This window comes from Pseudomonas sp. 1L-C-7-B-C1, assembly GCF_057291635.1.
Genome location: NZ_JBXAWH010000005.1, coordinates 268,414 through 293,128, shown reverse-complemented (window position 1 = coordinate 293,128; position 24,715 = coordinate 268,414). Strand labels below are relative to the sequence as shown.

The following is a 24,715-nucleotide window of genomic DNA, read 5'->3' as shown; positions in this document are numbered from 1 at the left end:
GGACGAAGAAGTTGCGTTGGATCGCGGCGACGAGCGCTGGGCGCCCGCTATCGCAGGTTTATCTATTTCCCTCGAATCAGCCCGCGCAGCGCGAATCGGTTGGGGTGACAGGCTTCGGCCACGCTTCGCGGCAGTGGCAGCGGTTCGTCATTCAGCCAGGCGGCGATCAGTTCGCCTGACAGCGGAGCAGTGATCAGGCCGCGAGAGCCGTGACCGCTGTTTACATACAAACCGTCGAGCCATGGGCATTCGGTATCCGGCGTCCGGCGCGCGTCCTTGCGCAGCACGGCGTACGTTTCAAGGAATGCTGCGCGGTCCGCGAGCGGCCCGATGATGGGCAGGTAATCCGGGCTGGTGCAGCGAAACGCGGCGCGACCTTGCAGCTCCTCGGTGGGCAGCGCGTCGGCATTCAGCCGCTCGGTCAGGTCCTCGGAGATTTCCCGCAGCAATTCGAGATTGCCGAGATGCTCAGCCGTGCTCGGCGTCAGGTCATCGCTGTTGAAGGCGAAGCTTGCGCCCAGCGTATGTTCGCCATCGCGCGCGGGCGCCACGTAGCCCTCGGCGCACACGACAGTCGTCAGCGCCTGGCTTTCGGAGGTTGCAGCCAGTCGGGTGATCTGCCCGCGAATCCGCTTGAGTGGCAGGTCCGCGCTGGGCGGGAAGCGTTTGATCTCGGCTGCCCCCGCCAGCACGACGACGGGAGCGCAAGCCAACAGTCGCTCGCCATCCCACGCTTGCCACAGCACGCCGTCGCGCCGCAGCTCGACCACCTCGCTGTGGCTTAGCAGCTCAATGTTGCTTGCGCTGGCCTGATCGCGACACAACGCCGGCGGATGGACCCAGCCACCTTGCGGGTAAAACAAGCCGCCGCTTTTTAACACCACACCGGCCCGCGCCTCAGCGTCGGCCCGGTCCAGGACATGCAGCAGGTCGTCGGGAAAGGCCGCGGCGAGTTGCGCCTGACGCTCACGCTCTTTCTCATCGAAGGCCAACTGCAGCACGCCGCAATCGTCCCAGTCGATGCCCCGTTGCAGCCGCTCCAGCAAACGTCGGGTGTGACCAAATCCGCTCAAGATCAGCTGCGACAGCGCGGTGCCGTGGGCCGACAGCTTCAGGTAGAGCACGCCTTGTGGATTGCCCGATGCTTCTTGCGCCAGATCCCCGTGACGTTCCAACAGACTGACGCGCCAACCGCGCGCGGCCAGACTCGACGCGGTGGCGCAGCCTGCCAGGCCTGCGCCGATGACCAATGCGGTGCGAGGGGTGTCCGGTGAACGGGGCATTGAAAGAGGTCGGGCAAACCAGGGCTTGTCACGTGGAGGCGTTGGCACCTCTTCAGGCCAGCCGATAAAGCGGCCTTTAAGCACCTCCCACTTATGGCCGATACCCGGCACGCGCTTCATTTTGAACCCGGCTGCGTTGAGGGACCGGCGCACCCAGCCGGTGCTGGTGAACGTGCCGATGGTCGAACCCGGTGCCGCCAGCCGCGCCAGCTCGGCAAACAGCTCGGGCGTCCACATTTCCGGGTTTTTCGCGGGCGCGAAACCGTCGAGAAACCACGCGTCGATCTGCCCGTCGAGTTGCGGCAGCATGTCCAGCGCGTCGCCGATCAGCAAGGTCAGCGTGACGCGGCCGCCATCGAAGACCAGCCGCTGGAAGCCCTGATGGACTGCCACGTATTGGCCCAGCAGCTGGTCCGCCTGCTCCTTTAGCTCGGGCCACAAACTCAGCGCGCGCTGCAGATCAGCCCGGCTCAGCGGGTATTTTTCGACGCTGACGAAATGCAGGCGGGCATCTGCCACTGCGCTGGCGTTGAACAGTTGCCAGGCACACAGGAAATTCAGCCCGGTACCAAACCCGGTTTCGCCGATGACCAGCCGCTCGCCCGTCGGCAAAGCGGCAAAGCGTTCGGGCAGCTCGTTCTGGGTCAGGAACACATGGCGGGTTTCATCCAGACCTGATTCGGTCGAGAAATAGACGTCGGAGAACACCCGCGAATGCGGATTGCCGTGTTCGTCCCAGTCGATCTGCGCGGGGCCGTGGACAATCCCGGCGATCTGGGTGGGGTCAATGGTAGTCATGTTCGGCTCGGGACGGGCGAGGTGGCGATGTTACTCCAGCGTCCGGGGGGCCGTGCACTACATATGTATGCCACTTTGCGGGTGCGTTCCTGTTTATCTATGCGCCTTTGATCACACGCAGAAACAAGGACGTAAGATGAACACCGCCAGTCAGGCTCTCACGACTTCATTTATTCAGAACACTCTACCGCAATGGTTCATCCAGGCGACCCCGGCGATGCGCGATGCCCTGCGTCAGGACATGACCCTCGCGCAGGCCGCTCGGGAAAACCTCAAGCAGGTGTTCCAGCGCATTCAGGACCTGCCGTCATTCGCGCGGCCGTTGCTGACCCAGGCCCTTGACGCCGAATTCGGTCCGGGTCTCGATGTCGACCGCGACCGCTTCTTCCACGCCAGATTCCAGCGCGACTGGCTGACAGGTCGTGCTTCGCCTCAGGGTTCCAGCACACGTTCGCTGATGGCCGCCGCCCTGCAAAACTTTGAAGCGGTCGAAGCGACGGACGCCGATCGCGAAAGCAACTCGGCCATCCTTGGCGGCACGCCGGATAGTTCTGCGGGGCCAGAAAGCGTTCATTCATTGAACGTAAGCCCCGGTCGCTTCATCGAACTGTGCCGCCGGCTTGACCTCGGCGGCCAATATCAGCGGCACCTGCATCATGTACTGCATCCCGTCGCGAGGCCGGACGTTCCCGGTAGCCTGGGCAGCGATGACATCAAGGCGCGCATTATCGAGCACGCCCGTCTGGCCTTGCGGGTGGACTCCCACATCGCACGCCTTAAGGGCGGCATTAACGAGGCGGAGTACCAGATGCTGCTGCGGGTTGACGCATCCGGCCCCGCGGATCATGTGTCCACCCTGCAACTGTTGGGCTGCAGGCTGCGCGGGCCGCTGGTATTTAAAGCCGCCGAGCAGACGCGTTGCGTGGTGTACCTGCCTGGTGGAGCCGATAGCGCTATCCAGTCCTATGCCTCGCTGGAACATTTCATACAGGCGTTGCGCGCCAAACTGCGCTCCGAGGCGTATCAACGCTACTTCGACCGCTTCGTTCCCGAGCGCAGCAAAGGGGCTTTCTTCAAACGTCTGCACGAGCGCCTTGCGCCCCATGTCCTGCACAGCGTTGCCCGTGGCAAAGGTTTTCACCGACAGCTGATCAGCGTTTCCGAGGTGGATCAGAATGCTTTTCTCGATCTGGAAACCATCGAGGTCGGAGGTGCGCTGGGTGATGTTTTCTATCTTCATCAACTGCTGCGAATGAAAGACGACGCTCGCGTGCTGGCGGTCCCCACTGACGACGAGGACCAGAAAACCCGCGACCAGCGCCTCGCTGACTGGCTGGACTACGGCATGGATGCACTGAATATCGCCGCGCTGTTCGTTCCCGGTCTTGGCGAAGTCATGATGGCCGTTGCGGGCGCGCAATTGCTGGACGAGACCTTCGAAGGCATTGACGCGTGGCGCCATGGCGAGATGGATGAAGCACTGGATCACTTGGGCAATGTCGCGCAAAACCTCGCATTCATGGGAGCGCTGGGTGTCGCGGGTGCCGTAACAGGCGCAATGGCGGCAGAAGCCGTGGCGTCGCAGCCACCTTCGTTCATCCGACGCAGCGTTCCGGCCCGGAATGCAGCAGGTCATCTGCGCCTGACCGACGTGAGCGTGGCCTTGCGTCGCCTCCATCCGGAACTCGCGGACATCGACGACAAAGCCGTTGGCCGGATAATGGCAGTCAGCGGGGTAGACGAAGAAGAACTCGCGGCATTGCACATCGGCAATCAACCTGCGCCAGCTGCCCTGCTCGATACCGCCAAGCGTTTTCGCCTGAGTCAGCAGGCGGCAGACTCCGCCGATGCTTTCAACGCGGCCTACCTCGCCACCGAGCAGTCAAGCGACCCGCTGATTACCCTGCTCAGACGGGATTTTCCCTCCCTTACGCTGGCAGCAGGCCGAGAGCTGATCGCGGAGACCTCGGGCGAACAAAGGGTTGCCATGCTGGACACTCGGCGCATCCCGCTGGAAATGGCAGGAAAGGTTCGTGGGCATTTGCGTCAGACCCGCATGAGCCGCGCGCTGGAAGGCTTTTTCCTGACGCCCAGTACGGCCAATGATGATCTTCAGCGCCTGACGTTGCGCAGCCTTGAAACATTCCCGGGATGGCCGGCTGACCTTCGCATCGAACTGAGGGACGGCAGCGCCACCGGGTCCTTGCTGGACAGCATTGGTGCGAAAGACGCCGCCCGACGCCGCGTATTGATCAAGGGCGACAAAGGCTTTCAGGTAGAGGGTACCGAGGCGCCCGAAAAAAAAGTCAGCTTGTTTGCCGCGCTCTTGCGTGCGCTGCCCGAAAGCAGTCGCCAGGCGATGGGGTTCAACGATCTGGAAACGGCGGCAAAGGTGTTCAAGCGCCGCATTTTCAATTGGGTCCGGTCGCAACCGAAATGGGCGGCCGAGCAATTGGGGCAATGGACCTTACCGACCGAGTTCAGGCCCCCACAGCGCTTGCTTGACGGGCGCATCGGTTATCCACTCAGCGGGCGCGGGTTGCCTATGGCTGAAAGTGCGATTCAACAGCAATTGATCCAGGCAATGACGCACCTCTACCCGGAAAGTGTCGAGCTGGCGGCCCAGCTGCAGGCCATGGCGCGACGGGGGCGATCACTGGAACAACTGCTCAGCGCGACGCGTGCACGCGCTGTCGCCTACGGCCAATTGCACATGAGCCTGATCGCCTGGGCTGAGGCCGACGATATCAGCGTGTTGCTCAATGACGGTGAACGTCTGGCGCGGCGCCGGGTGGCCAATGCGCTGGGTCGGGCCTGGCGCTACAGCCATGATGACGCACCCCGGGGTACCCATTGGCTGACGCTCGAATACCTGACAATGCCGGACTTACCGCCGTTGCATAGCTTCTACGCCGACATCACACAGATCGAGCTCAATAACGTGCAGTTTGATACGGGCGCTGCAAATGCTTTTCTGGCCAATTTCCCGAACATGACCCATTTGAACGTTCGCGGCAGCTTCACCGCGCTTCCGGACGTCTTGCCGCAGTTTCAGTCTTTGCATCATCTGACGCTGGAAAATATGTCGTGGACGCTGGACCAGCCCGCCATGAATACCTTGATGGATATGCCTGCGCTGAACTCCCTGAGTCTGGCCGGCAGCCAGTTGGGTGAATTCACCGACACCAGCCGCTTTAACTTATCGACTCTCTGGATCAATAACACGGGCCTCACGCAGTGGCCGGAGTGGACCCACTCGCTGGGGCTTGGCGAGCTGGACATCAGTGACAACCAGATCACCGACATCCCGCCCGAAGTCATCGAAAACCCCATGGATGACAGCCGGCACACGGTGATCTACGCCTACAACAATCCGTTCACTCACCAGGCGCTTGAGGATTACTGGCGCAACGACACCGGCTACGGTCATCGCTATCAGCTTGATTACGACTTTCCCGAAGACATCCGCGAGATCCACGTGGAGGGCGCGCCGATGAACGCCGAGTCTGAGGCATCCGACGACGAATCCGAGTCCCATGGCCACCGCGCGGGTCCGAGCGCGAGGGCTGGCAGACCCTCCGTGCAGGCGTGGTTGCGCCCGGGCGAAGACGTGCTGAATCAGCGGTTGCTCGCGGCCTGGGCGCAGGTTGAACAAGCCGCCGATGCGCCTCATCTTTTGATGTTGTTGCAACGCTTGAGGGAAACCCCGGACTTCCGCCAGTTCCACGCCGAGCTTGCCAGTGAGGTGCTCACGGTTCTGGAAACGGCCGGGCAGGATGCCGTGTTGCGGGGGCAGATCGACGTCATGGCCAACGACCGCTTATTTGGAGCCAACCAGACCTGTCAGGACGGTGCGCGTCTGATTTTCAGTGATATTCAGGTCGCGGTTTACAGCCATGGTGCGCTGCAGGGCGTTGCAGAAAGCCAACGCACGGACGCCTTACTGGGTGTTCTGCGTCAACTTTTTCGCCTCAACGAAGTGCAGGCAGTTGCGGATGTGGAAATCGCACGGCGCGAAGGCCTGGGCATGGCGCTGGATCATGCCGAGGTGCGACTGGCCTACCGCGTCGGGCTCGCGGATGAGCTCGGGCTGCCCGGCCAGCCTTACCGCATGGTCTGGGCGCGACTGGCGGCAGTCGATCGTGGGGCACTGCTGGATGCCAGTCGCCAGGTGCTGGAGGCGGAGCGCGGCCCGGCTTTCCTGCAGTTTGCCGTCGGTGACCGGCAGTGGAACGCGCGTTTGCGCTCCGAGCATGCGCCTGCACTGGCTGCGGCCACTGCGTCAGTGCGCACCCGCATGGCGGCGCTGGAGGATCATCCGCCGGTTGATCCCGACGAGTACCACCGGCAGGGCCTGGCGCTGATCGCCGAGCGCGAAGCGGCCGAAACGCTGCTGCTCACCCAATTGACGGATCTGTACCGAGCGGGCTGGTAACGCACTCACCGAGGTGGCCGCGTGATGCCGCCGCCTCGGTGCTACTGCAACCGAATGTTTCTCGATGCAGTGATCCATCACAGCGATTGGCGGTCATAACCTGCATCGACGCCGCCTGTCGCCTGCTAGTCTTGAGCGATCCTGAAGGGAGCCCTGCATGTTCGAATCCGCTGAAATCGGCCACACCATCGACGACGAAACCTACGACGCTGAAGTCCCGGCCCTGCGCGAAGCGCTACTGGAGGCTCAGTACGAGCTGCATGAGCAAGGCAAGCGCCAGATCATCGTGTTGATCAACGGCATCGAAGGCGCCGGCAAGGGCGAAACCGTCAAATTGCTCAATGAATGGATGGACCCGCGTTACATCGAAGTGCGCACCTTCGATCAGCAAACCGATGAGGAGCTGGCCCATCCGCCGGTCTGGCGTTACTGGCGCCAGTTGCCGCCGAAGGGCCGCATTGGCGTTTTTTTCGGGAACTGGTACAGCCAGATGATTCAGGGGCGGGTGCACAAGCGGTTCAAGGACCCGGTCCTGGATCAGGCCATCAACGGCGCCGAGCGCCTGGAGAAGATGCTGGTTGACGAAGGCGCGGTGATCTTCAAGTTCTGGTTTCACCTGTCCAAGCGGCAGATGAAGCTGCGCCTCAAAACCCTCAAGGATGACCCGTTGCACAGCTGGCGGATCAGCCCGCTGGACTGGCAGCAATCGAAGACCTACGACCGCTTTGTGCGTTTTGGCGAGCGCGTGCTGCGTCGCACCAGTCGCGACTACGCGCCCTGGCACGTCATCGAAGGCGTCGACCCGAATTACCGTAGTCTGACCGTCGGCCGCTTGCTGCTCGAAGGTTTGCAAAACGCCCTGAAGACGCCTGAAGGGGCGACCCATCTTGTCGGACTCGGCCCTTTGCCCAACAACAGCAATGAGCTGAGTCTGCTCGACAACCTCGACATGACCCTGGCGCTCGAGAAAGACGATTATGACGAGCAATTGATTACCGAGCAGGCGCGACTTTCCGGGCTTATGCGCGATAAACGCATGCGCCGTCACGCGCTGGTAGCCGTCTTCGAGGGCAATGATGCCGCGGGCAAGGGCGGTGCGATCAAACGTGTCGCCGGCGCCCTCGATCCAAGGCAGTACCACATCGTGCCGATCGCCGCGCCCAGTCAGGATGAACTGGCCCAGCCTTATCTGTGGCGCTTTTGGCGGCAGATCCCGGCGCGCGGGAAGTTCACCGTATTCGACCGGTCATGGTACGGGCGTGTGCTGGTTGAGCGGGTCGAAGGCTTCTGCTCCGAGGCGGACTGGCTGAGGGCTTACAGCGAGATCAACGATTTCGAAGAGCAGCTCACGGACTTCGGCGTCGTGGTGGTGAAGTTCTGGCTCGCGATTGACGACAAGACCCAGCTGGAGCGTTTTCAGGCGCGGGAGAAGGTGCCGTTCAAGCGCCACAAAATCACCGAAGATGACTGGCGCAACCGCAGCAAGTGGCCGCTGTATCGCGAGGCAGTGAGTGACATGGTGGATCGCACCAGCACGGAAATTGCCCCGTGGACGCTTGTCGAGGCCAACGACAAACGCTGGGCGCGGGTAAAGGTACTGCGCACGATCAACGAAGCGATCGAAGCGGCATTCAGGAAGAGTGACAAGAAGCACAAGTAGAGGGAAGGAGACGTACGAGCCGGAGTCGGCTCGTACGTTTCTCAGTAAGTGACGGCGGGTCTATACAGACAGTCGAGCTTAGTGATGGCGAGGCTTGAGGATCGCCGGCTTTTCATCCGGGGCTTGCAGCAGCAGATACAGGGCGGTCAGCGCTTCCGGGATCTGCACGATCATGTCGTCCATCAGGTTGGCGTCGGCAGCGATGTCAGCGAACTCTGGCTGTTCGTCGAACAGACCGGAACCGACCATGATCGGCAGCAGCATCTCGCTGACTTCCTCTTCGTCGTTCTCGAACCAGGCGGACTCGCGCAGGAACACGCCTTCCATGAAGCCGATGCACCAGCCGCGCAGCTCGGAGTCGTCGGGGTCATCGCCCAGGTCCAGGTCGCACGGCAGTTCGAACTCTTCGTCCGACGCCAGTTGGCGAGCGATGTGCGCTTTGAGCTGGATCAGCGTGGCTTCGATTTCCTGATGCTGCGTGTCGTCGGCGTAATGCGGCGGCTCGGCGAACAGTGCGTCGATCCACTCACGGTCCGGCACGGTTTCGGCGCAAATGGACAGCGCGGTCAAATAGCCATGGGCGGCTACATAGTCCAGCGCTTCGTCATGCAGCTCATCGGCATCGAGGAAGGCTTGCAGGCGGTGTAATTGCTCAGCGAAGGACATTGACAGACTACCTTGGGAATAAACGATGCTGAATTCTAGGCCCTGAGGCCGCCCGGCGCCAGCGGCGAGGCCACTGGAATCACTATTCCGGTTAATTTCGACCGCCGGTGTCGCCGCTGTCCAATCTGTCGGAGCGCTCCGGTATACTGCCGCGCTTTGCGATTTTCACAGCGATTCTCGACCGCTGTTGCGGCACCATCCGGGGTATTTATGCTCGACCAGGCTCAACGCGTACTTAAAGACATCTTCGGCTACGACAGCTTCCGTGGTCGCCAGGGTGCCATTATCGAGCGCGTTGCCAGTGGCGGTGATGCATTGGTGCTGATGCCCACCGGCGGCGGCAAGTCCCTGTGCTTCCAGGTGCCCGGGCTGTTGCGCGATGGCCTCGCGGTGGTGGTTTCGCCGCTCATCGCGTTGATGGACGATCAGGTCGCAACGCTGGAAGAGCTCGGTGTTTCAGCCGCAGCGCTCAACTCCACGCTCAGCGCCGAGCAGCAGCGCGACCTCGCCAACCGCATTCGTCTGGGCGAAATCAAGATGCTGTACCTGGCGCCGGAACGTCTGGTCCAGCCGCGCATGCTGTCGTTTTTGCAGAACCTCAAAATTGCCCTGTTCGCCATCGACGAAGCCCACTGCGTGTCGCAATGGGGTCATGATTTCCGTCCGGAATACCTGCAACTGGGGCAACTGGCCGAGCTGTTTCCGGATGTGCCGCGCATTGCCCTGACTGCTACGGCCGACAAGCGCACCCGTGAAGAGATCGTCGAGCGTCTGCACTTGCAGAACGCCGAGCGATTTTTGTCGAGCTTCGACCGCCCGAATATTTTTTACCGCATCGTGCCCAAGGAACAGCCGCGCAAGCAGCTGCTGGCGTTTCTGTCCGAGCGGCGTAGCGACGCCGGCATCGTCTATTGCCTGTCGCGAAAGAAGGTCGAAGAGACCGCAGCGTTCCTCAGCGACAACGGCTACCCGGCGCTGCCGTACCACGCCGGTTTGCCCATCGAAACCCGCTCCGGCAATCAACGGCGCTTCCTTAATGAGGAAGGGCTGATCATGGTCGCCACGATCGCGTTCGGCATGGGCATCGATAAACCCAACGTGCGGTTCGTGGCGCACATGGATCTGCCTAAATCGCTGGAAGCCTATTATCAGGAGACCGGCCGGGCAGGGCGGGACGGTCTGCCGGCCGATGCGTGGATGGCGTACGGTCTGCAGGATGTGCTGATGCTCAAGCAAATGCTGCAGAACTCCGAAGGCGACGAGCGCCACAAGCGCGTCGAGCAGCACAAGCTCGACGCAATGCTGGCGCTGTGTGAAGAAACCCGCTGCCGACGTCAGTCGCTGCTGGCCTACTTCGACGAAATCATGCCCAACCCCTGTGGGCATTGTGACAACTGCGTCGACGGCGTGCAGACCTGGGACGCCACCGAGCCTGCGAGACAGGCGCTTTCAGCGATCTATCGAACTGGCCAGCGCTACGGAGTGGGGCATCTGGTCGACGTCTTGCTGGGCAAGGAAAACGACAAGGTGCAGAGCTTCGGTCACCAGAAGCTGGCCGTGTTCGGTGTCGGCAAGAGCCGCAGCGAAGGCGAATGGCGTTCATTGTTCCGACAACTGGTGGCCCGTGGTCTGGCCGACATCGATCTGGAAGGCTACGGCGGCTTGCGCCTGAGCGATACGTGTCGGCCGCTGTTGCGTGGCGAAGTCACTTTGCAGCTGCGTCGTGACCTGAAACCCCAGACCACCGCGAAAGCCTCCGGCAGCCCGGCGAGCCAACTGGTGCGCGGTGAAGAGCGCGAACAGTGGGAAGCGCTGCGTGCCTTGCGGCGCAAGCTGGCGGAAGAACATGGCGTGCCGCCTTACGTCATCTTCCCGGATTCAACCCTGCTCGAAATGCTGCGCAGCCAGCCGGGCACGATGGCCGAAATGGGCCGGGTCAGCGGGGTGGGCGCTCGCAAGCTGGAGCGTTACGGTGAGGCATTTCTTGAAGTGCTCGGCGGTGCGGCGCCGGCGCCGCGTGTGGTCGCCGATGTGCGTCATGAGCTCATCAGCCTCGCCCGCGCCGGCATGACCCCGATGCAGATCGCCGGTCAACTGCAATGCTCGGAGAAAAACGTCTACACGATGCTCGCCGAAGCCATTGGCAAACAGCAACTTTCACTGGATCAGGCGCTGGACCTCCCCGAAGACCTGATGACTGAGATTCAGGACGCATTCCTCGACGGTGAAGGCGAACTGCCCCCTGTCACCGCCATTGCCGAACTGTTCAGCGGCCGCGTTCCCGAAGGCGTGCTGTATTGCGTGCGCGCGGCGCTGCAGTCGGAGTTTGAAGTTTAACCCGCCGCCATCGCGGCGCACTGCGCGCCCGCATTCAAGCAACCCCAAGGCATACCCGCCGCATCCCGGCCCCTCTCAGCCTCTGCGACGAATCACCGCGCTCAGGCGCTTGCCTCCTGCCGGGCTCCATGGTTAGCTGCCTATTAATTAGGAATTGCCTTTAACCGTCGAGTTACCTATGCCGTTAACCGAAGAACACCGCTTTGGCATGCAGCTGGCCCATATGTCCCGGGGCTGGCGTGCGGAGCTGGATCGCCGGCTGGCTGATCTGGGATTGTCCCAGGCGCGCTGGCTGGTTTTACTGCATCTGGCACGTTTCAAGACGCCGCCGACCCAACGTGAACTGGCCCAGAGCGTAGGCGTTGAAGGCCCGACCCTGGCCCGGTTGCTGGATAGTCTGGAAAATCAGGGACTGGTGCTCAGGCAGGCGGTGCTCGAAGATCGTCGAGCGAAAAAGATCGTCCTCTGTGACCCCGCACGGCCCCTGATCGAGAAAATCGAAACCATCGCCACGGCCTTGCGTCACGAGCTTTTTGCCGGCATCGACGAGGAAGAACTGCACCTGTGCATGCGCGTTCATTCGAAAATCCTGGCGAATCTCGAAAAATCCTGAAAACCGCGCGAATGCCCGCGACAAATACATTGATGCGGGCGAAACATCCTGTTCTATTTGCACCCATACTGATGCTGCCCGGATGACGTGTCCGGGCGTACCGAATGTGCAGGGACGCCTGCCTCGTCTTCAAAAGGGTTCGCATGCTGAAGAGTTTTCAGGCCGGTAGTCGTCGTGAAGGGGGGGTGCCCCTTCGCGTTCAGTCAGGTCTTCGTTCGGGTTTGCTGGCCATCGGGCTTGCCTCGGCCGCGCTGCTGCACAGCTCCGTGGCGGCTGCGCTGGGGCTGGGCGAGATCAGCCTGCATTCGGCCCTCGGGCAACCCTTCAACGCCGATATCGAACTGATTGAAGCGGGCGGGCTGAGTCCTGAAGAAATCGTCGTTGGGCTCGCGCCGCCCGAGGCTTTTGCCAAGGCTGGCGTGGAGCGCGTCTTTTTTCTCAACGACTTGCGCTTCACCCCGGTGATCCGTGGCAGCCGCAGTGTTATTCACATCGAATCGCACAAGGCGGTCACCGAGCCGTATCTGAATTTCCTTGTCAGGCTGGTACGGCCAAACGGGGACCAGCTGCATGAATACACCGTGCTCCTTGATCCGCCGACCTCGCCGACAGGGCTAGCCGCGACGCGCAGCCGTACTCAATCGCCGGCGGCTGGTGCAAAGAATGATGAGTCGCGTCTGCCGGTCGCGCCGCCCCAGGCTCGACAGGGCAAGCATTACACGGTTGTGTCCGGCGACACGCTGGCGGGTATTGCCCGCCAGGTGCAGGCGCCGGGCAGCAAGACCTCTTCTGCCGAGTTAATAAAAGGTGTGGTGGCGCTCAATCCGCAAGCGTTTGCCAATGGCGAGCGCAGCCAGTTGAAGGTCGGTCAGAGCCTGTTACTGCCGGACAACGCCGTTGAACCGAAGACTGCCCGTGCACCTGCCGCTGCGGGTAGTACCACGTCGGCAGCGGCCTCTCCCGCAGCGACCGAGAACGTCGGCGAACAGCTGGCGGCGACGGCGCTTGAAAACCAGCAGTTGAGCAAGACGCTGGATGACCTCAAGCAGCAAGTCCAGACGTCCACGGTCGAGGAGGCCGACAAGGACAAGCAGATCATCGAACTGCAGACACAACTCGCCGAACTCAAGGCCCAATCGGCCAAGCCTGCGCCAGTTGCTTCCGCCCCCTCTGCGGTGGCGACGACGCCAGCTGACACGACAGCTACGACACCAGCCGCACCCGCTCCGGTAGCCACCTCCGTACAAGCACCGGTGCCGGTTGCCGCCGAGGACGACTTCCCCTGGACGTCGGCCCTGGCAGCGCTGTTGGTAATATTATTGCTCCTCGCGCTGGCCTGGTCGGTGCGCCGCAACCGGATCAAAAATCAGCTGGCCCTTGAGCCTGAGCCGGTGGAGCCGGTGGTCAGGTCTGCGGCCACGGTCACGCCAGTCTTCGAGGTGCCGGCGGTCACCCCTGCGCGTTCGGCCTCTTCAGCGCCTGCCGGCCAGCGCCTGGCCGGTGCCGCCACCGATGCGCTGGATGGCGCGAGCATTTACATTGCCTACGGTCGCTTCGCCGAAGCCCTGGCCATCCTGCGCGATGCGCTGGACAAACAGCCCGAACGTACCGATGTTCGCCTGCGCATCCTCGAACTGCTCGGCGAACAGGGCGACGTGGAAGCGTATGACGAGGAAGAGCGCGTTCTGCTGAGCCAGGGCGTTGACGCACAGAAGCTCCAGGGCATCCGCGATCGTTATCCGAAACTGAAACCCGAGCCTGTTGCGCCCGAAGCGCCGTCCGCGCCGGTTGCGTCGCCTGCCATGACCTCGTCGGCAGCCCCTGTAGCTGCGCTGGGTGCTGCCGCAATGCTGGCTGGTCAAACAGCCTCGGCCAGGCAAGCATCAGAAGACCGGACGGAGCTCAGCCTCACGGAGCCCGCCCGGTTGGACGAAAATGCGGCCGCGTCGCTGAACCCGGTTGACCCTGCGGATGATTTTCAACTCAATCTCGACGACCTTTCCATGGACGCCGACTGGGAGCTGGTCGATCCGTTCGATAGCACGCCCGCGCCCCGCACGCCCGTTCCGGCAGCTGAGGCCGAACCTGAACTGGACACCTCGTTCTCGTCCGACCTCACCCAGCTGCCCGAGGTCTTCGAGATGCCGGAAGAGCAGTTCCTCAGCGATTTTGCCGAAGAGGAAACGCCGCCGGAAATGGGCGTGCAGTTCGAGCCGGGCCCGGCAGCCATCGTGCAGAGCAACAGCGATTTAATGGATGACGCTTTTCTCGACAGCTTCATGATCGAGGAGGGCGGCTTCGATCTGCTGAGCCTGGACGAAGAGCCGCTGAGCAAGATCAACGAGGCGCAGGTGCTGATCGATGAGGGCAACATCGACGAGGCCCGTCGCTTGTTGCAGGAAGTCATCGACGGTTCCGACGATGGCCCGCAGCAAACGGCCCGTGACCTGCTGGCAGGGTTGGGCTGATCAATGTCAGCCAAGCCTGAAATCACCATCACCTACTGCACACAATGCCATTGGCTGTTGCGTGCCGCCTGGCTGGCTCAGGAACTGCTAAGCACCTTCTCCGACGATCTCGGCAAGGTGTCGCTGAGTCCGGGCACCGGCGGTGTGTTCCGCATCACCTGCAATGACGTGCAGATCTGGGAGCGCAAGGCTGACGGCGGGTTTCCCGAGGCCAAGATTCTCAAGCAGCGTGTGCGTGATCAAATCGATCCGGCCCGGGACCTTGGACACAACGATCGTCACGCCGGCCTGGACACCTGACTGCTGGCGCGTCGCCAAGTGTTAACCGATATGTCATGTCATCAAAGCTAAACACGGTCGTCATGTTCATATCATTGACCACGTCCACGCTTGGGAAAACCAAAGTGGAGGTGGTCCATGAGCATTGCCGAGAACGCGAAACCCAGCCGCAAACAACGTGTCCGGACCTTGTGGATATCTGACGTGCATCTGGGAACCCGGGACTGCCAGGCCGAACATCTCTCCGCCTTTCTCAAGCAATACCATGCCGACAAGGTGTACCTGGTCGGTGACATCATCGACGGCTGGAAGATGCGCGGCGGCATGTACTGGCCGCAAGCGCACACCAACGTCATCCGCCGCCTGCTGACCATGAGCAAGCGCGGGACGGAAGTCATCTACGTCACCGGCAACCACGACGAATTTCTGCGCCGCTATTCAAAACTCATTCTGGGCAACATCCAGTTGGTCGATGAGGCCGTGCACCTGACCGCCGATGGTCGTCGTCTGCTGGTGATCCACGGTGACCAGTTCGACGTCATCACCCGCTATCACCGCTGGCTCGCCTTCCTTGGCGACTCGGCCTACGAATTCACCCTGACCCTCAACCGCTGGCTCAACCACTGGCGCGCCAAATACGGCTACGGCTATTGGTCCCTGTCGGCGTACCTGAAGCACAAGGTCAAGACGGCGGTGAATTTCATCAGCGACTTCGAGGAAGCCATCGCCCATGAGTGCGTCAAGCGCGGCCTGGACGGCGTGGTGTGCGGACACATTCACCACGCCGAAATCCGCCAGGTGGGCGGCGTGGAGTACCTTAACTGCGGCGACTGGGTGGAGTCCTGCACGGCCTTGATCGAGCACTGGGATGGCACGATCGAGCTGTTCCGCCTGGCCGATGCCCACGTCAAGATTCAAAGCCCGCAAGCCCCGGAGCCGGTGGGCGAGACTGTCTGAGCGCCGGCAGCTTTTTGCTCAAGCGGCGCGGCAGCGAGGCGTCATGAGCGACGCCGATAACGTTGGGTCAAAACGGCACTTTGCCCCTGAGCATGTCCTTGTACATGACGAAATCGCCGAGCAGGCTGTAGAACTGATGCTTGAACGTGGCCGGGCGGTTCTTCTCGAAAAAGAAGTGGCCGACCCAGGCAAATGTGTAACCCGCCAGCGGCAAGACCCACAACAACGTCCAGTTTGCGCTGAGCACGGCGAATGCCAGGATCAGGATGACCAGACTGGTGCCGATGAAATGCAGACGACGGCAGGTGCTGTCGCGGTGTTCATGCAGGTAATAAGGATAGAAATCTGCAAACCGGTCGAAAGTCTTCAGGGTTTCCACAAGGTTGTGCTCTGCGGCCAAGGTGTTGGCTAAGCTTAGTCCAGCCCCCGCCGCCCGGGGTGAAATTTCTAACGGGGGCGCCAGTGATGTTGCCCGGCCTGCAGTGTTCTAGTGACGCCAGAACGCCGGGATGCACAGCACCAGCACCGTGATGATCTCCAGCCGCCCGAGCAGCATGCCCAGGGACAGAATCCACTTGGCGGCGTCCGGCAGCGTCGAGAAATTACCCGCCGGCCCGATGGTTTCACCGAGCCCTGGCCCTACGCCCGACACGGTACTGGCGGCGCCTGTCAGCGCGGTCATCCAGTCCAGCCCCAGCAGCGACAGCATCAGCGCGATCAGGCAGATGGTGAAGGTGAAGAAAAACGAGAAGGTCAGGATCGAGCGCACGATCTCGTCATCCAGCCGGTGACCGTTGTACTTCTGCTTGATCACCGCGCGCGGGTGAATCAGCTGGTGCAGGTTGGCGCGCAGCAGGATGTACGCGACCTGAAAGCGGAAGACTTTCACCCCGCCCGCCGTCGACCCCGAACACCCGCCGATGAACCCCAGATAGAAGAACAGCATCAGCGCGAAGTTGCCCCACAGGCTGTAATCCCCCAGCGCGAAGCCGGTGGTGGTCACCACCGATGTCACGTTCAGCGCGACATGACGCAGCGCGTCGTACCACGGCAGATCAGTCGTCGCCCAGTACCAGGTCGTCATTACCAGCCACATCACCAGCAGCAGGACGATGAAACCCTGCACCTGCTGATCCTTGAGCAGAGCGCCGCGATTGCCCCGCAGTGTCGCCACGTACAGGGTGAACGGCAGGGCGCCGAGGATCATCACGACGATCGCCACCCAATGGACGGCGGGTTGTGGCCATTTCGCCAGTGACTGGTCAGAGGTGGAGAACCCTCCCGTCGATATCGCCGACATCGCGTGATTGATGGCGTCGAACAGGCTCATGCCGGCCCACCAGAATGCGAGCGTGCCGAGCACGGTGATGCCGAGGTAAACCAGGACGATGAACTTGGCGACCATGTGGGAACGCGGCATGACTTTTTCGGAACGGTCCGACGACTCGGTCTGGAACAGGCGCATGCCGCCGATGCGCAACAGCGGCAGAATCGCCACCGCCATGCCGATGAAGCCGATACCGCCGAGCCAGTGCAGCAACGAACGCCAGATGAGGATGCCGGGGGACATGGTGTCCAGACCGCTGAGCACGGTGGAACCCGTCGCGGTGATGCCGGACATGCTTTCGAAGAAGGAGTCGGTGTAGCTGATGTGTTGCGTCAGCAGAAACGGCAGCGCCGCGAAGATGCACACAATGACCCAACTGCTGACCGTCAGCAGGTACATGTCGCGCGGGCGCAGGTGTACATGCTCTGGCCGGCCCTGGCCCACCAATGCCAGCCCGGATACGAAGGTGATCAGGCTCGACCACAGAAACGACGGCATGTCGGCGGTGCGGTGGAAAATCATCAAGGTGATCATCGGCACCACCATGGCGATGGCCAGGGTAATCAGGAAGATGCCGATAATGAAACCGATGATGCGGAGGGTCGGCAACGCCATGCAGTCGCTCTGATCAGGTAGTGAGAGGGCGGCCATTCTACTCGCGAGCCCGTTGGTGTAAACCGAGGCATTTCCGAGAGTGTTGTAAGTAATTGCCCGGGTTAATCGTTATTGAAGTTCAAGACTGCACCGAGGGCACTACAATGGCCCGTCATTTTTCCTGGAGACGACTTAATGGAAGCGCTCGACGTATTGCTTAATCGCGTGTCCGTGCCCCGCTTGATCGAACCCGCCCCGAACGCCGAGCAGCGCGAGATCCTCTTTGGCGCCGCCCTGCGCGCGCCTGACCATGGCGTCTTGCGGCCTTATCGCTTTTTGACCGTCGAAGGCGACGCACGCCATCGAATGGGCGAATTGCTCGCCCAGGCATTGGTCGACAAGGGCGGCGATGTCGACGCCAAAGCGCTGGACAAGGCCCGCAACGGCCCCCTGCGCGCGCCCTTGGTGGTCGTCGTGATAGCCAAGTTGACTGACCACTACAAAGTGCCGAAAAAGGAACAGGTGATTACCGCAGGGTGTGCCGCCCACGGCATCCTGTTGGCTGCCTACGCAATGGGTATCGGCGCGGTCTGGCGTTCGGGGGATTTGTCGTACTCTCGCCACGTCGCCGAAGGGCTGGGCCTGACCGGCGAAGAAGAAGTCGTCGGCTTCCTCTACCTCGGTACCCCGCAAAACCCGCCGCGAGAACCTGCGAAGCCTGAGGTGGCTGATTTTGTAAGCGCCTGGGAGGGTTAGTGGGACCGGCTTTAGCCGGGAAGGCATTGGGCGTTACACCGCAAAACTGCCGGTATACACACCGGCCTCGTTCCGGCTGAAGCCGGTCCCACCGAGAATCGCAGAAGGCGGTACCACCGAATCAGCCGTGCAAAACGGTTAGCTCGCGGGGTACCACGATGCTGGCCACGAACCCGCCCTGCGGGTGATTGCCCAGCATCAGCGTTCCGCCGTGCTTCTCGGCGGCGCGTTTGGCAATCGCCAGACCCAGCCCGTAACCCGGCGCGGTCTGGTTCGGCGCGCGATAGAAGGGCTCGCCCAACTGCGCCAGATGCTCCGGGTTGGCGCCGGGACCATGATCCCGCACGCTAAGCCGCAGTTCATCCCCCTCAATGCTCGCGCTCAACTCGATCGGCTGACCTACCGGATTGAAACGCAGCGCGTTGCGCAGCAGATTATCCAGCGCCCGTTCCAGCACGCTCGGCCAGCCCTGCAACTGCACGCCTGGCTCCACCGACACCGAAACCGTCTGTTCGCCGCTGCCCATCTCCGTCTCGGCCTGCAGATGGTGCAACAGCCCTGACAGATCCACCGCTGTGGCGCTGCCCATGTCGGCGTCCAGTCGCGCCAGCGCCAGAATCTCGCTGATCAATTCTTCCAGCCGGTCGCACTCGCGCGTCAGGCGCGGCCACAGCTTGTCTCGCTCGACCGGTTCGGCACGTTCGGCCAGCGCCAGGGCAATCCGCAACCGGGCCAGGGGAGAGCGCAGTTCATGGGAAACGTCACGCAGCAACTGCCGCTGGCTGCTGATCTGACTCTGCAACCGGGCGCCCATGCGGTTGAAGTCATTTGCCAGCACGCCGAATTCATCCCGTCGATTAGCCAGTTGCGCCAGGCTGTTTTGCTGGTAGGTGGTCTGGCCGAGATCATGCACCGCGCCGCGCAGACGGCTTAACGGGCGGGTGATCGACAGCGTCACCATCAGGCTGAACAACGTCAGCACCACCAGCGCGATACCCAGCGCACTCAGCGGCCAGACCAGACTGTCGCGGTGCCACGCGTCCAGCTCCGGGTGGGGGATACGGTAAATCAACAGGTAGGTTTCACCGGTTTTTTCGCTGGTGTATTCGCTGGTCAGGCGCCGCCACGGCAATGGGCGTGTGTCGTCTTTCTGCCGCTCTTCAAAGGCCGCCGCGCGGGGCGGGAAGGTGCCGGGGATCACCGCTTCGCCGCTGTCGTTCAGCACCTGAACGTCGATGTGGTATTTGCGCTTGAGGTCTTGCAGATAGTCCTGGGCAGATTTCTCACCTTGGCCTTCGTACAGCTCGACCCATTTCTGCGGCAAGTTATGCAGACCGGGATGACGACTGAGAATCCAGGCGTCCTGATTGAGCACATGGCCCATCAGAATCGACAGGCCCGCCACTAACGCGATGGCCAGCCAGAAGCTCGCCAGGATTCTCCAGAACAATGATCGCACGTGCTGCCCTCGACCCGGTTCGTCAAACAGAAAACCCGACACGCCGGGAAGCGTGTCGGGTTGGGGGAAGTGTAATGCCGCGCCAGCAGGCCGTTACTGGGTTTTTTGCGCTTTCTGCGCTTTCCAGGCTTCGAACTCGGCGCGGTCCGCACGGCGCTGGGCTTCGTCCTTCTGGACCTGGTCGAAGGTCTTCTGTTGCTCCGGCGTCAGCAGGGCGCGTATGTCGGACTGCGTTTTAGCACGGGCGGCGTCCTGTTCATCCTTCATCGCCTTCTGGTCGGCAGCCGACAGCTTGGCCAGGTACTTCTGGGTGATCTCGTTGCGGCCATGCCATTGAGCGCCCATCAGCCTGTCGACTTGCTGACGTTGTTCCGGGGTCAGGTTCAGCTTGTCCATCGGGCCTTTACGGTGATGCATGCCGGGGCCATCGAAGCCTGGGCCGCCAGGGCCACCCATCGGGCCGCCTTCCGGAGGCATGGCCATTGCGACGGTAGGCAGGGCTGCGGCGAACATCAAAGCCATCAAAGTCTTGCGCATGGTGAATCTCCTTGTCTCGATTTCGGCTCTGTGCCGGTTGAGGCCAGTTTAGGGAGATCAAGGTCAAGGGAGGTCAGGCATCGGTAAAGCTTGGGTAAAGGGGGCGCGCTGGCGTGTTGACGTAGTGTGCCTGCTACCGAGTGGGCGCCCAGCTGTAAGCGGCAAGCCACAAGCTTCAAGCCAAAAGCAGTCCTGCGTCGCTGCCGATGCTGTGGCTTGTGCTGTCGCTGTTGCTTGCAACTTGCAGCTTGAAACTTGCCGCTCCCAGCTGCCTCGCTAGAGGCTGTAATAATACCCGCGGCTGCGCAGTGCAACGATGCGCGGGCGGCCGTCGGCGTGGGGGCCGATCTTCTTGCGCAGGTTGCTGACGTGCATATCAAGGCTGCGGTCGTAGAGGGTCAGCTTGCGGCCCAGGGCCAGTTGCGCCAGCTCCTGCTTTTCCAGCGGCTCGCCGGGCTGACCCAGCAAGGCTTCAAGAAGGCGCGCTTCGGAAACGGTGAGGGTGAATTCCTGCTCGTCAATCGTGACCACACCGCGCGCCGGACTGAAGCACAGGTCACCCAGCTCGATCTGGGACGACACCGCCGTCGGGTGGCTGCGGCGCAACACGGCACGCAGACGGGCGGTCAGTTCGCGTGGGTCGCAGGGCTTGGCCAGGTAATCGTCGGCGCCCAGCTCCAGACCGAGGATACGGTCCAGCGGTTCGCCGCGCGCCGAGAGCATCAGCACAGGGAGGTCTGGGTGATCGGTGCGCAATTGTTTGAGCAGTTCCAGACCGCTGCCGTCGGGGAGCATCACGTCCAGCACCACCGCAGCGGGTGCAAATTCAGCGAGCGCCTTGCGCGCGCTCTGGCCATCGTGGCAGGCGCGCACGGCGAACCCTTCCTGACTCAACCAACTGCTCAGAAGCTCACAGAGCTCCTGGTCATCATCAATAAGTAACAGCTCGCTCATGACTCACTCAATTTAGCCAGTGCCGACGACGTCTACGCCAGCCGCTGGCAAAGATACCGCACTGGAGGGCCACCCTTGCTGCGTGACCCCTCGCGACAAACCATTATTGTTCGATCAACACCCACAAGGCATGACCGCCCGTGCCTCTTTGAGCCGCAGTTAAAGCCTTTGGTTCTAGCAACGTATCGGCAGGGCGGTGCGAAGGGTGAGCTTTAGCGTGCGGGTTGAAGGCGGCCCGACTCTTGAAAAAAGCCGGGTGCTCGACTGACGTATCAGGGCAGGACTTGCTTGAATGGTTTGACGACCACGCCAGCGTAGACACCCGCTGCGACGTAGGGATCAGCATCGGCCCAGGCCTGGGCATCCTTGAGCGACTCGAATTCGGCGACGATCAGGCTGCCGGTAAACCCTGCCGTACCCGGGTCGATGCTGTCTATCGCAGGCATCGGGCCCGCAAGGACGATGCGGCCCTCGGCTTTCATTGCGTTCAGACGCTCCAGATGCGCAGGGCGTGCGGCCAGGCGTTTTTCCAGCGAGTTGGCGACGTCGGTTGCCACGATTGCGTAGAGCATGTCAGTCCTCTCTTTTTTTGTTTGAAGGCTGGGTGGACGGGTCGGCGTCATGGATATGGCGGGCCAGGAAGATGCCCTGGCCGACCAGGAACAGCAGGGTCATGCCCAGGCTGCCGAACACCTTGAAGTCGACCCAGAATTCTTGATAGGTAAACGCCACATAGAGATTGGCCGCGCCGCAGAACAGGAAGAACACGATCCAGGCGATGTTCAGCTTGGTCCAGACCGCCTGCGGCAGGGTCAGCGCGTGACCCATGATGCGTTGAATCAACAGACGGTCGCCAATGAAGTGACTCCCGGCGAAGATCAGCGCGAAGACCCAGTTCACGACCGGAGCTTTCCACTTCAGGAAGGTTTCGCTGTGGAAGGCTAGGGTGAGGCTACCGAAGACCAGACAGGCAATCAGCGTCAGCCACTGACTTTTTTCCAGTTTGCCCTGACGGACATAAAGGACGCCGTAGACCACGAGGGAACTGGCGATCAGCATCGCGGTGGCGCTGTAAATCCCGCCAACCATGAAGCTGTGGCCAAGGACATCGACGGCTTGCGGGCTGATTTTGTAAACGATGAAGAACAGGATGAGCGGGATGAAGTCGATGAATTGTTTCACAGTAAGAGCCAGAAGCTGGATGTGACGGCATAATAACAAACATCAATGACTGCGAAAGCGCCCCTATGAACGTCGATCTGCACTGCCACAGCACCGCTTCCGATGGCGCCCTTGCGCCTGCGGTACTTGTCGCGCGTGCCCACGAGCACGGCGTCAAAGTCCTCGCGCTGACCGATCACGACACCCTTGAAGGCCTCGCTGAGGCCCGTGCTGCGGCGCTTGCGCTGGGTATGCAGCTGATTGATGGCATTGAATTGTCCTGCACTTGGGGCGGTGCCACCATTCACGTACTGGGCTACGGATTCGACGTAGATGCCCCGCAATTGCGTGAGGCCATTGAGCAATTGCACACGGGCCGCTGGTTGCGGGCCGAAGAAATAAGCCGAAAGTTGGCGATGAAAGGTATGCCCGGCGCGCTCGAAGGTGCGCGCGCGGTGCAGCAGGCGCTGGGCGACAGCGGCAATGCGCCGGCCCGACCGCATTTTGCCGATTTTCTGGTCAATCAGGGTTTCGTCAAAGATCGCGCCGAAGCGTTCCGCAAATGGCTTGGTGCGGGCAAACTGGGCGACGTCAAGCAACACTGGCCGACCCTTGAGGAAACGGTGGCGACCCTGCGCGCCGCCGGGGCCTGGATCAGCCTTGCCCACCCTTCGCATTACGATTTCACTCGCAGCAAGCGTCGCAAGCTGGTCGCCGACTTTATCCAGGCCGGCGGCCACGCAATAGAAGTGGTCAACGGCCTGCAGCCTGCCGATCAGGTCGGCAGTCTGGCGATTCTGGCCCGTGAGTTCGGTCTGCTGGTCAGTGCCGGCAGTGATTTTCATGCCCCAGGCGCATGGTCTGAAATCGGCGTTTATCGCCCATTGCCCGAAGACCTGCCGCCCCTTTGGTGTCGGTTCAAACATGACCAGCCTACTGCCGTCTGAACAGGAAATTACCGTGAGTCAATTTTTCCAGGTCCACCCGGAGAATCCGCAAGCGCGCCTGATCAAGCAGGCCGTGGAAATCATCCGGGCGGGCGGTCTGGTGGTGTATCCCACCGATTCGTCCTACGCATTGGGTTGCCAGATGGGCGACAAGACGGCCGTCGAGCGCATCCGTCGCCTGCGTCAACTCGATGACAAACACAATTTCACGCTGATGTGCAGCGACCTGTCCCAACTGGGGTTGTTCGCCAAGGTCGATACGGCGGCGTTCCGCGTGCTCAAGGCGCATACGCCGGGGCCGTACACCTTCATCCTCGGCGCCACCCGTGACGTGCCGCGTCTGGTCCTGCACCCCAAGCGTCGGACCATCGGCCTGCGCGTGCCGGGTCATCCCATCGCCCAGGCGCTGCTGCAGGAGCTGGGCGAGCCGCTGATGAGCGTGAGCCTGATCCTGCCCGGCGAGACCATTCCGATGAGCGATCCTCACGAAATGCGCGGGATTCTCGAGCATCAGGTCGATCTGATTATCGATGCGGGCGAAGGCGGGATTTCAGCCTCCACGGTGGTCAATCTGACCGAAGGCGATCCGAAAGTGGTCCGGGTCGGATGTGGCGATCCGACGCCGTTCGGGGTCGACGCCGAGTGACCGACGCGCAAACGCTTGAGTCCCGCACCGACCCTCAGGCGCACGCCCAGCAAGAGCTGCCGTTTGCCATGGTGTACGGCCAGGCCGTCACGCAGATGCCGGTCGACCTGTACATTCCACCGGATGCGCTGGAAGTTTTCCTCGAAGCCTTCGAAGGCCCGCTGGACCTCCTGCTTTACCTGATTCGCAAACAGAACATCAACATCCTCGACATCCCGGTGGCGGAAATCACCCGTCAGTACATGGGTTACGTCGAGCTGATGAAAACCGTGCGTCTGGAGCTCGCCGCCGAGTACCTGGTCATGGCGGCCATGCTCGCCGAGATCAAATCGCGCATGTTGTTGCCCCGGTCGGAAATGGCCGAAGAGGAAGAGGGCGACCCCCGCGCCGAACTGATCCGCCGCTTGCAGCAATATGAGCGTTTCAAGGCGGCGGCAGAAAGCATCGATGAGCTGTCTCGCGTGGGCCGTGACGTACTGGTGCCCAGGCTGGAGGCCCCCGAAGCGCGGGTGCGCAAGTTGTTGCCGGACGTCGCCCTCGAAGAGCTGTTGATGTCGATGGCCGACGTGCTGCGTCGTGGCGACATGTTTGAAAGCCACCAGGTCAGCCGCGAAGCACTGTCCACCCGCGAGCGCATGAGCGATGTGCTGGAGCGCTTGAAAGGCGCGGGTTTCGTGCCCTTCGCCGAGCTATTCACGGCAGAAGAGGGGCGGCTGGGTGTGGTGGTGACGTTTATGGCTGTGCTGGAACTGGTCAAGGAGCAACTGGTGGAGCTGGTGCAAAACGAAGCCTTCGCCGTCATTCATGTGCGGGCGCGAGCCGAATAAAGAGCAAGAAC

The 24,715-nt window shown here is 61.7% G+C and carries 20 protein-coding genes; 11 read left to right on the top strand and 9 right to left on the bottom strand.

Annotated features, from left to right (window positions below):
• Positions 1 to 62: 62 nt before the first annotated feature.
• On the bottom strand, positions 63 to 2,081 hold the full coding sequence (gene mnmC, locus AC0Z8Z_RS10555; protein WP_485619051.1) for a bifunctional tRNA (5-methylaminomethyl-2-thiouridine)(34)-methyltransferase MnmC2/FAD-dependent 5-carboxymethylaminomethyl-2-thiouridine(34) oxidoreductase MnmC1: 2,019 nt from the start codon (positions 2,079 to 2,081) through the stop codon (positions 63 to 65).
• A gap of 136 nt (positions 2,082 to 2,217) precedes the next feature.
• On the opposite strand from mnmC, the gene AC0Z8Z_RS10550 reads away from it, so the two are divergent.
• Positions 2,218 to 6,516, top strand: coding sequence for a dermonecrotic toxin domain-containing protein (locus AC0Z8Z_RS10550; RefSeq protein ID WP_485619050.1), 4,299 nt, complete (start codon positions 2,218 to 2,220; stop codon positions 6,514 to 6,516).
• Positions 6,517 to 6,673: 157 nt separating this feature from the next.
• The gene (gene pap / locus AC0Z8Z_RS10545; RefSeq protein ID WP_485619049.1) at positions 6,674 to 8,176 is read left to right on the top strand and encodes a polyphosphate:AMP phosphotransferase; all 1,503 of its coding nucleotides are present in this window, start codon (positions 6,674 to 6,676) and stop codon (positions 8,174 to 8,176) included.
• 78 nt (positions 8,177 to 8,254) lie between these two features.
• On the opposite strand, the gene AC0Z8Z_RS10540 is transcribed toward pap, so the two are convergent.
• Positions 8,255 to 8,842, bottom strand: coding sequence for a UPF0149 family protein (locus AC0Z8Z_RS10540; RefSeq protein ID WP_485619048.1), 588 nt, complete (start codon positions 8,840 to 8,842; stop codon positions 8,255 to 8,257).
• A gap of 210 nt (positions 8,843 to 9,052) precedes the next feature.
• Here AC0Z8Z_RS10540 and recQ point away from each other — a divergent pair, with 210 nt between their 5' ends.
• The 5 genes from recQ to AC0Z8Z_RS10515 all read left to right on the top strand — a co-directional run bounded on the left by recQ (position 9,053) and on the right by AC0Z8Z_RS10515 (position 15,496).
• Complete coding sequence (recQ, locus tag AC0Z8Z_RS10535) at positions 9,053 to 11,179, top strand: DNA helicase RecQ (RefSeq protein WP_172611202.1); 2,127 nt, start codon at positions 9,053 to 9,055, stop codon at positions 11,177 to 11,179.
• Positions 11,180 to 11,357: 178 nt separating this feature from the next.
• The gene (locus AC0Z8Z_RS10530; RefSeq protein WP_122537522.1) at positions 11,358 to 11,792 is read left to right on the top strand and encodes a MarR family transcriptional regulator; all 435 of its coding nucleotides are present in this window, start codon (positions 11,358 to 11,360) and stop codon (positions 11,790 to 11,792) included.
• Between the two features lie 143 nt (positions 11,793 to 11,935).
• Complete coding sequence (locus tag AC0Z8Z_RS10525; protein ID WP_485619047.1) at positions 11,936 to 14,260, top strand: FimV/HubP family polar landmark protein; 2,325 nt, start codon at positions 11,936 to 11,938, stop codon at positions 14,258 to 14,260.
• Between the two features lie 3 nt (positions 14,261 to 14,263).
• The gene (locus AC0Z8Z_RS10520; protein WP_485619046.1) at positions 14,264 to 14,560 is read left to right on the top strand and encodes an Rdx family protein; all 297 of its coding nucleotides are present in this window, start codon (positions 14,264 to 14,266) and stop codon (positions 14,558 to 14,560) included.
• Positions 14,561 to 14,677: 117 nt separating this feature from the next.
• Positions 14,678 to 15,496 (top strand): UDP-2,3-diacylglucosamine diphosphatase, encoded by an 819-nt coding sequence (locus tag AC0Z8Z_RS10515; RefSeq protein WP_485619045.1) that lies wholly within the window; start codon positions 14,678 to 14,680, stop codon positions 15,494 to 15,496.
• 67 nt (positions 15,497 to 15,563) lie between these two features.
• On the opposite strand, the gene AC0Z8Z_RS10510 is transcribed toward AC0Z8Z_RS10515, so the two are convergent.
• A complete protein-coding gene (locus AC0Z8Z_RS10510; RefSeq protein WP_485619044.1) occupies positions 15,564 to 15,875 on the bottom strand; it encodes an Mpo1-like protein in 312 nt (103 codons plus the stop codon).
• A gap of 108 nt (positions 15,876 to 15,983) precedes the next feature.
• The gene (locus AC0Z8Z_RS10505) at positions 15,984 to 17,438 is read right to left on the bottom strand and encodes a TrkH family potassium uptake protein (RefSeq protein ID WP_122537819.1); all 1,455 of its coding nucleotides are present in this window, start codon (positions 17,436 to 17,438) and stop codon (positions 15,984 to 15,986) included.
• Between the two features lie 174 nt (positions 17,439 to 17,612).
• On the opposite strand from AC0Z8Z_RS10505, the gene AC0Z8Z_RS10500 reads away from it, so the two are divergent.
• A complete protein-coding gene (locus tag AC0Z8Z_RS10500) occupies positions 17,613 to 18,173 on the top strand; it encodes an NAD(P)H nitroreductase (RefSeq protein ID WP_122537527.1) in 561 nt (186 codons plus the stop codon).
• Between the two features lie 121 nt (positions 18,174 to 18,294).
• Here AC0Z8Z_RS10500 and AC0Z8Z_RS10495 read toward each other — a convergent pair whose 3' ends face one another.
• The 5 genes from AC0Z8Z_RS10495 to AC0Z8Z_RS10475 all read right to left on the bottom strand — a co-directional run bounded on the left by AC0Z8Z_RS10495 (position 18,295) and on the right by AC0Z8Z_RS10475 (position 22,305).
• Positions 18,295 to 19,632 carry a sensor histidine kinase gene (locus AC0Z8Z_RS10495; RefSeq protein ID WP_485619043.1) on the bottom strand — a complete coding sequence of 446 codons (1,338 nt, stop codon included), beginning with the start codon at positions 19,630 to 19,632 and terminating at the stop codon, positions 18,295 to 18,297.
• A gap of 93 nt (positions 19,633 to 19,725) precedes the next feature.
• Positions 19,726 to 20,169, bottom strand: coding sequence for a Spy/CpxP family protein refolding chaperone (locus AC0Z8Z_RS10490; protein WP_172611211.1), 444 nt, complete (start codon positions 20,167 to 20,169; stop codon positions 19,726 to 19,728).
• 276 nt (positions 20,170 to 20,445) lie between these two features.
• Positions 20,446 to 21,123 carry a response regulator transcription factor gene (locus AC0Z8Z_RS10485; protein WP_122537529.1) on the bottom strand — a complete coding sequence of 226 codons (678 nt, stop codon included), beginning with the start codon at positions 21,121 to 21,123 and terminating at the stop codon, positions 20,446 to 20,448.
• A 272-nt stretch (positions 21,124 to 21,395) separates the two neighbouring features.
• The gene (locus AC0Z8Z_RS10480) at positions 21,396 to 21,695 is read right to left on the bottom strand and encodes a YciI family protein (protein WP_122537530.1); all 300 of its coding nucleotides are present in this window, start codon (positions 21,693 to 21,695) and stop codon (positions 21,396 to 21,398) included.
• 1 nt (position 21,696) lies between these two features.
• Complete coding sequence (locus AC0Z8Z_RS10475) at positions 21,697 to 22,305, bottom strand: septation protein A (protein WP_172611213.1); 609 nt, start codon at positions 22,303 to 22,305, stop codon at positions 21,697 to 21,699.
• A gap of 65 nt (positions 22,306 to 22,370) precedes the next feature.
• Here AC0Z8Z_RS10475 and AC0Z8Z_RS10470 point away from each other — a divergent pair, with 65 nt between their 5' ends.
• The 3 genes from AC0Z8Z_RS10470 to AC0Z8Z_RS10460 all read left to right on the top strand — a co-directional run bounded on the left by AC0Z8Z_RS10470 (position 22,371) and on the right by AC0Z8Z_RS10460 (position 24,704).
• Positions 22,371 to 23,231, top strand: coding sequence for a PHP domain-containing protein (locus tag AC0Z8Z_RS10470; protein ID WP_122537532.1), 861 nt, complete (start codon positions 22,371 to 22,373; stop codon positions 23,229 to 23,231).
• Positions 23,232 to 23,244: 13 nt separating this feature from the next.
• On the top strand, positions 23,245 to 23,877 hold the full coding sequence (locus tag AC0Z8Z_RS10465) for an L-threonylcarbamoyladenylate synthase (RefSeq protein WP_485619042.1): 633 nt from the start codon (positions 23,245 to 23,247) through the stop codon (positions 23,875 to 23,877).
• Positions 23,878 to 24,005: 128 nt separating this feature from the next.
• The gene (locus AC0Z8Z_RS10460; protein ID WP_485619103.1) at positions 24,006 to 24,704 is read left to right on the top strand and encodes a segregation and condensation protein A; all 699 of its coding nucleotides are present in this window, start codon (positions 24,006 to 24,008) and stop codon (positions 24,702 to 24,704) included.
• Positions 24,705 to 24,715: the final 11 nt, after the last annotated feature.

Excerpts from the sequence above, each read along its gene's own strand:
- mnmC (WP_485619051.1), bottom strand. The coding sequence starts at position 2,081 with ATGACTACCATTGACCCCACCCAGATCGCCGGGATTGTCCACGGCCCC.
- AC0Z8Z_RS10520 (WP_485619046.1), top strand. The coding sequence starts at position 14,264 with ATGTCAGCCAAGCCTGAAATCACCATCACCTACTGCACACAATGCCAT.
- AC0Z8Z_RS10550 (WP_485619050.1), top strand. The coding sequence starts at position 2,218 with ATGAACACCGCCAGTCAGGCTCTCACGACTTCATTTATTCAGAACACT.
- AC0Z8Z_RS10505 (WP_122537819.1), bottom strand. The coding sequence starts at position 17,438 with ATGGCGTTGCCGACCCTCCGCATCATCGGTTTCATTATCGGCATCTTC.
- AC0Z8Z_RS10515 (WP_485619045.1), top strand. The coding sequence starts at position 14,678 with ATGAGCATTGCCGAGAACGCGAAACCCAGCCGCAAACAACGTGTCCGG.
- AC0Z8Z_RS10490 (WP_172611211.1), bottom strand. The coding sequence starts at position 20,169 with ATGCGCAAGACTTTGATGGCTTTGATGTTCGCCGCAGCCCTGCCTACC.
- AC0Z8Z_RS10540 (WP_485619048.1), bottom strand. The coding sequence starts at position 8,842 with ATGTCCTTCGCTGAGCAATTACACCGCCTGCAAGCCTTCCTCGATGCC.
- pap (WP_485619049.1), top strand. The coding sequence starts at position 6,674 with ATGTTCGAATCCGCTGAAATCGGCCACACCATCGACGACGAAACCTAC.
- AC0Z8Z_RS10500 (WP_122537527.1), top strand. The coding sequence starts at position 17,613 with ATGGAAGCGCTCGACGTATTGCTTAATCGCGTGTCCGTGCCCCGCTTG.
- AC0Z8Z_RS10480 (WP_122537530.1), bottom strand. The coding sequence starts at position 21,695 with ATGCTCTACGCAATCGTGGCAACCGACGTCGCCAACTCGCTGGAAAAA.
- AC0Z8Z_RS10530 (WP_122537522.1), top strand. The coding sequence starts at position 11,358 with ATGCCGTTAACCGAAGAACACCGCTTTGGCATGCAGCTGGCCCATATG.
- AC0Z8Z_RS10470 (WP_122537532.1), top strand. The coding sequence starts at position 22,371 with ATGAACGTCGATCTGCACTGCCACAGCACCGCTTCCGATGGCGCCCTT.
- AC0Z8Z_RS10525 (WP_485619047.1), top strand. The coding sequence starts at position 11,936 with ATGCTGAAGAGTTTTCAGGCCGGTAGTCGTCGTGAAGGGGGGGTGCCC.
- recQ (WP_172611202.1), top strand. The coding sequence starts at position 9,053 with ATGCTCGACCAGGCTCAACGCGTACTTAAAGACATCTTCGGCTACGAC.
- AC0Z8Z_RS10485 (WP_122537529.1), bottom strand. The coding sequence starts at position 21,123 with ATGAGCGAGCTGTTACTTATTGATGATGACCAGGAGCTCTGTGAGCTT.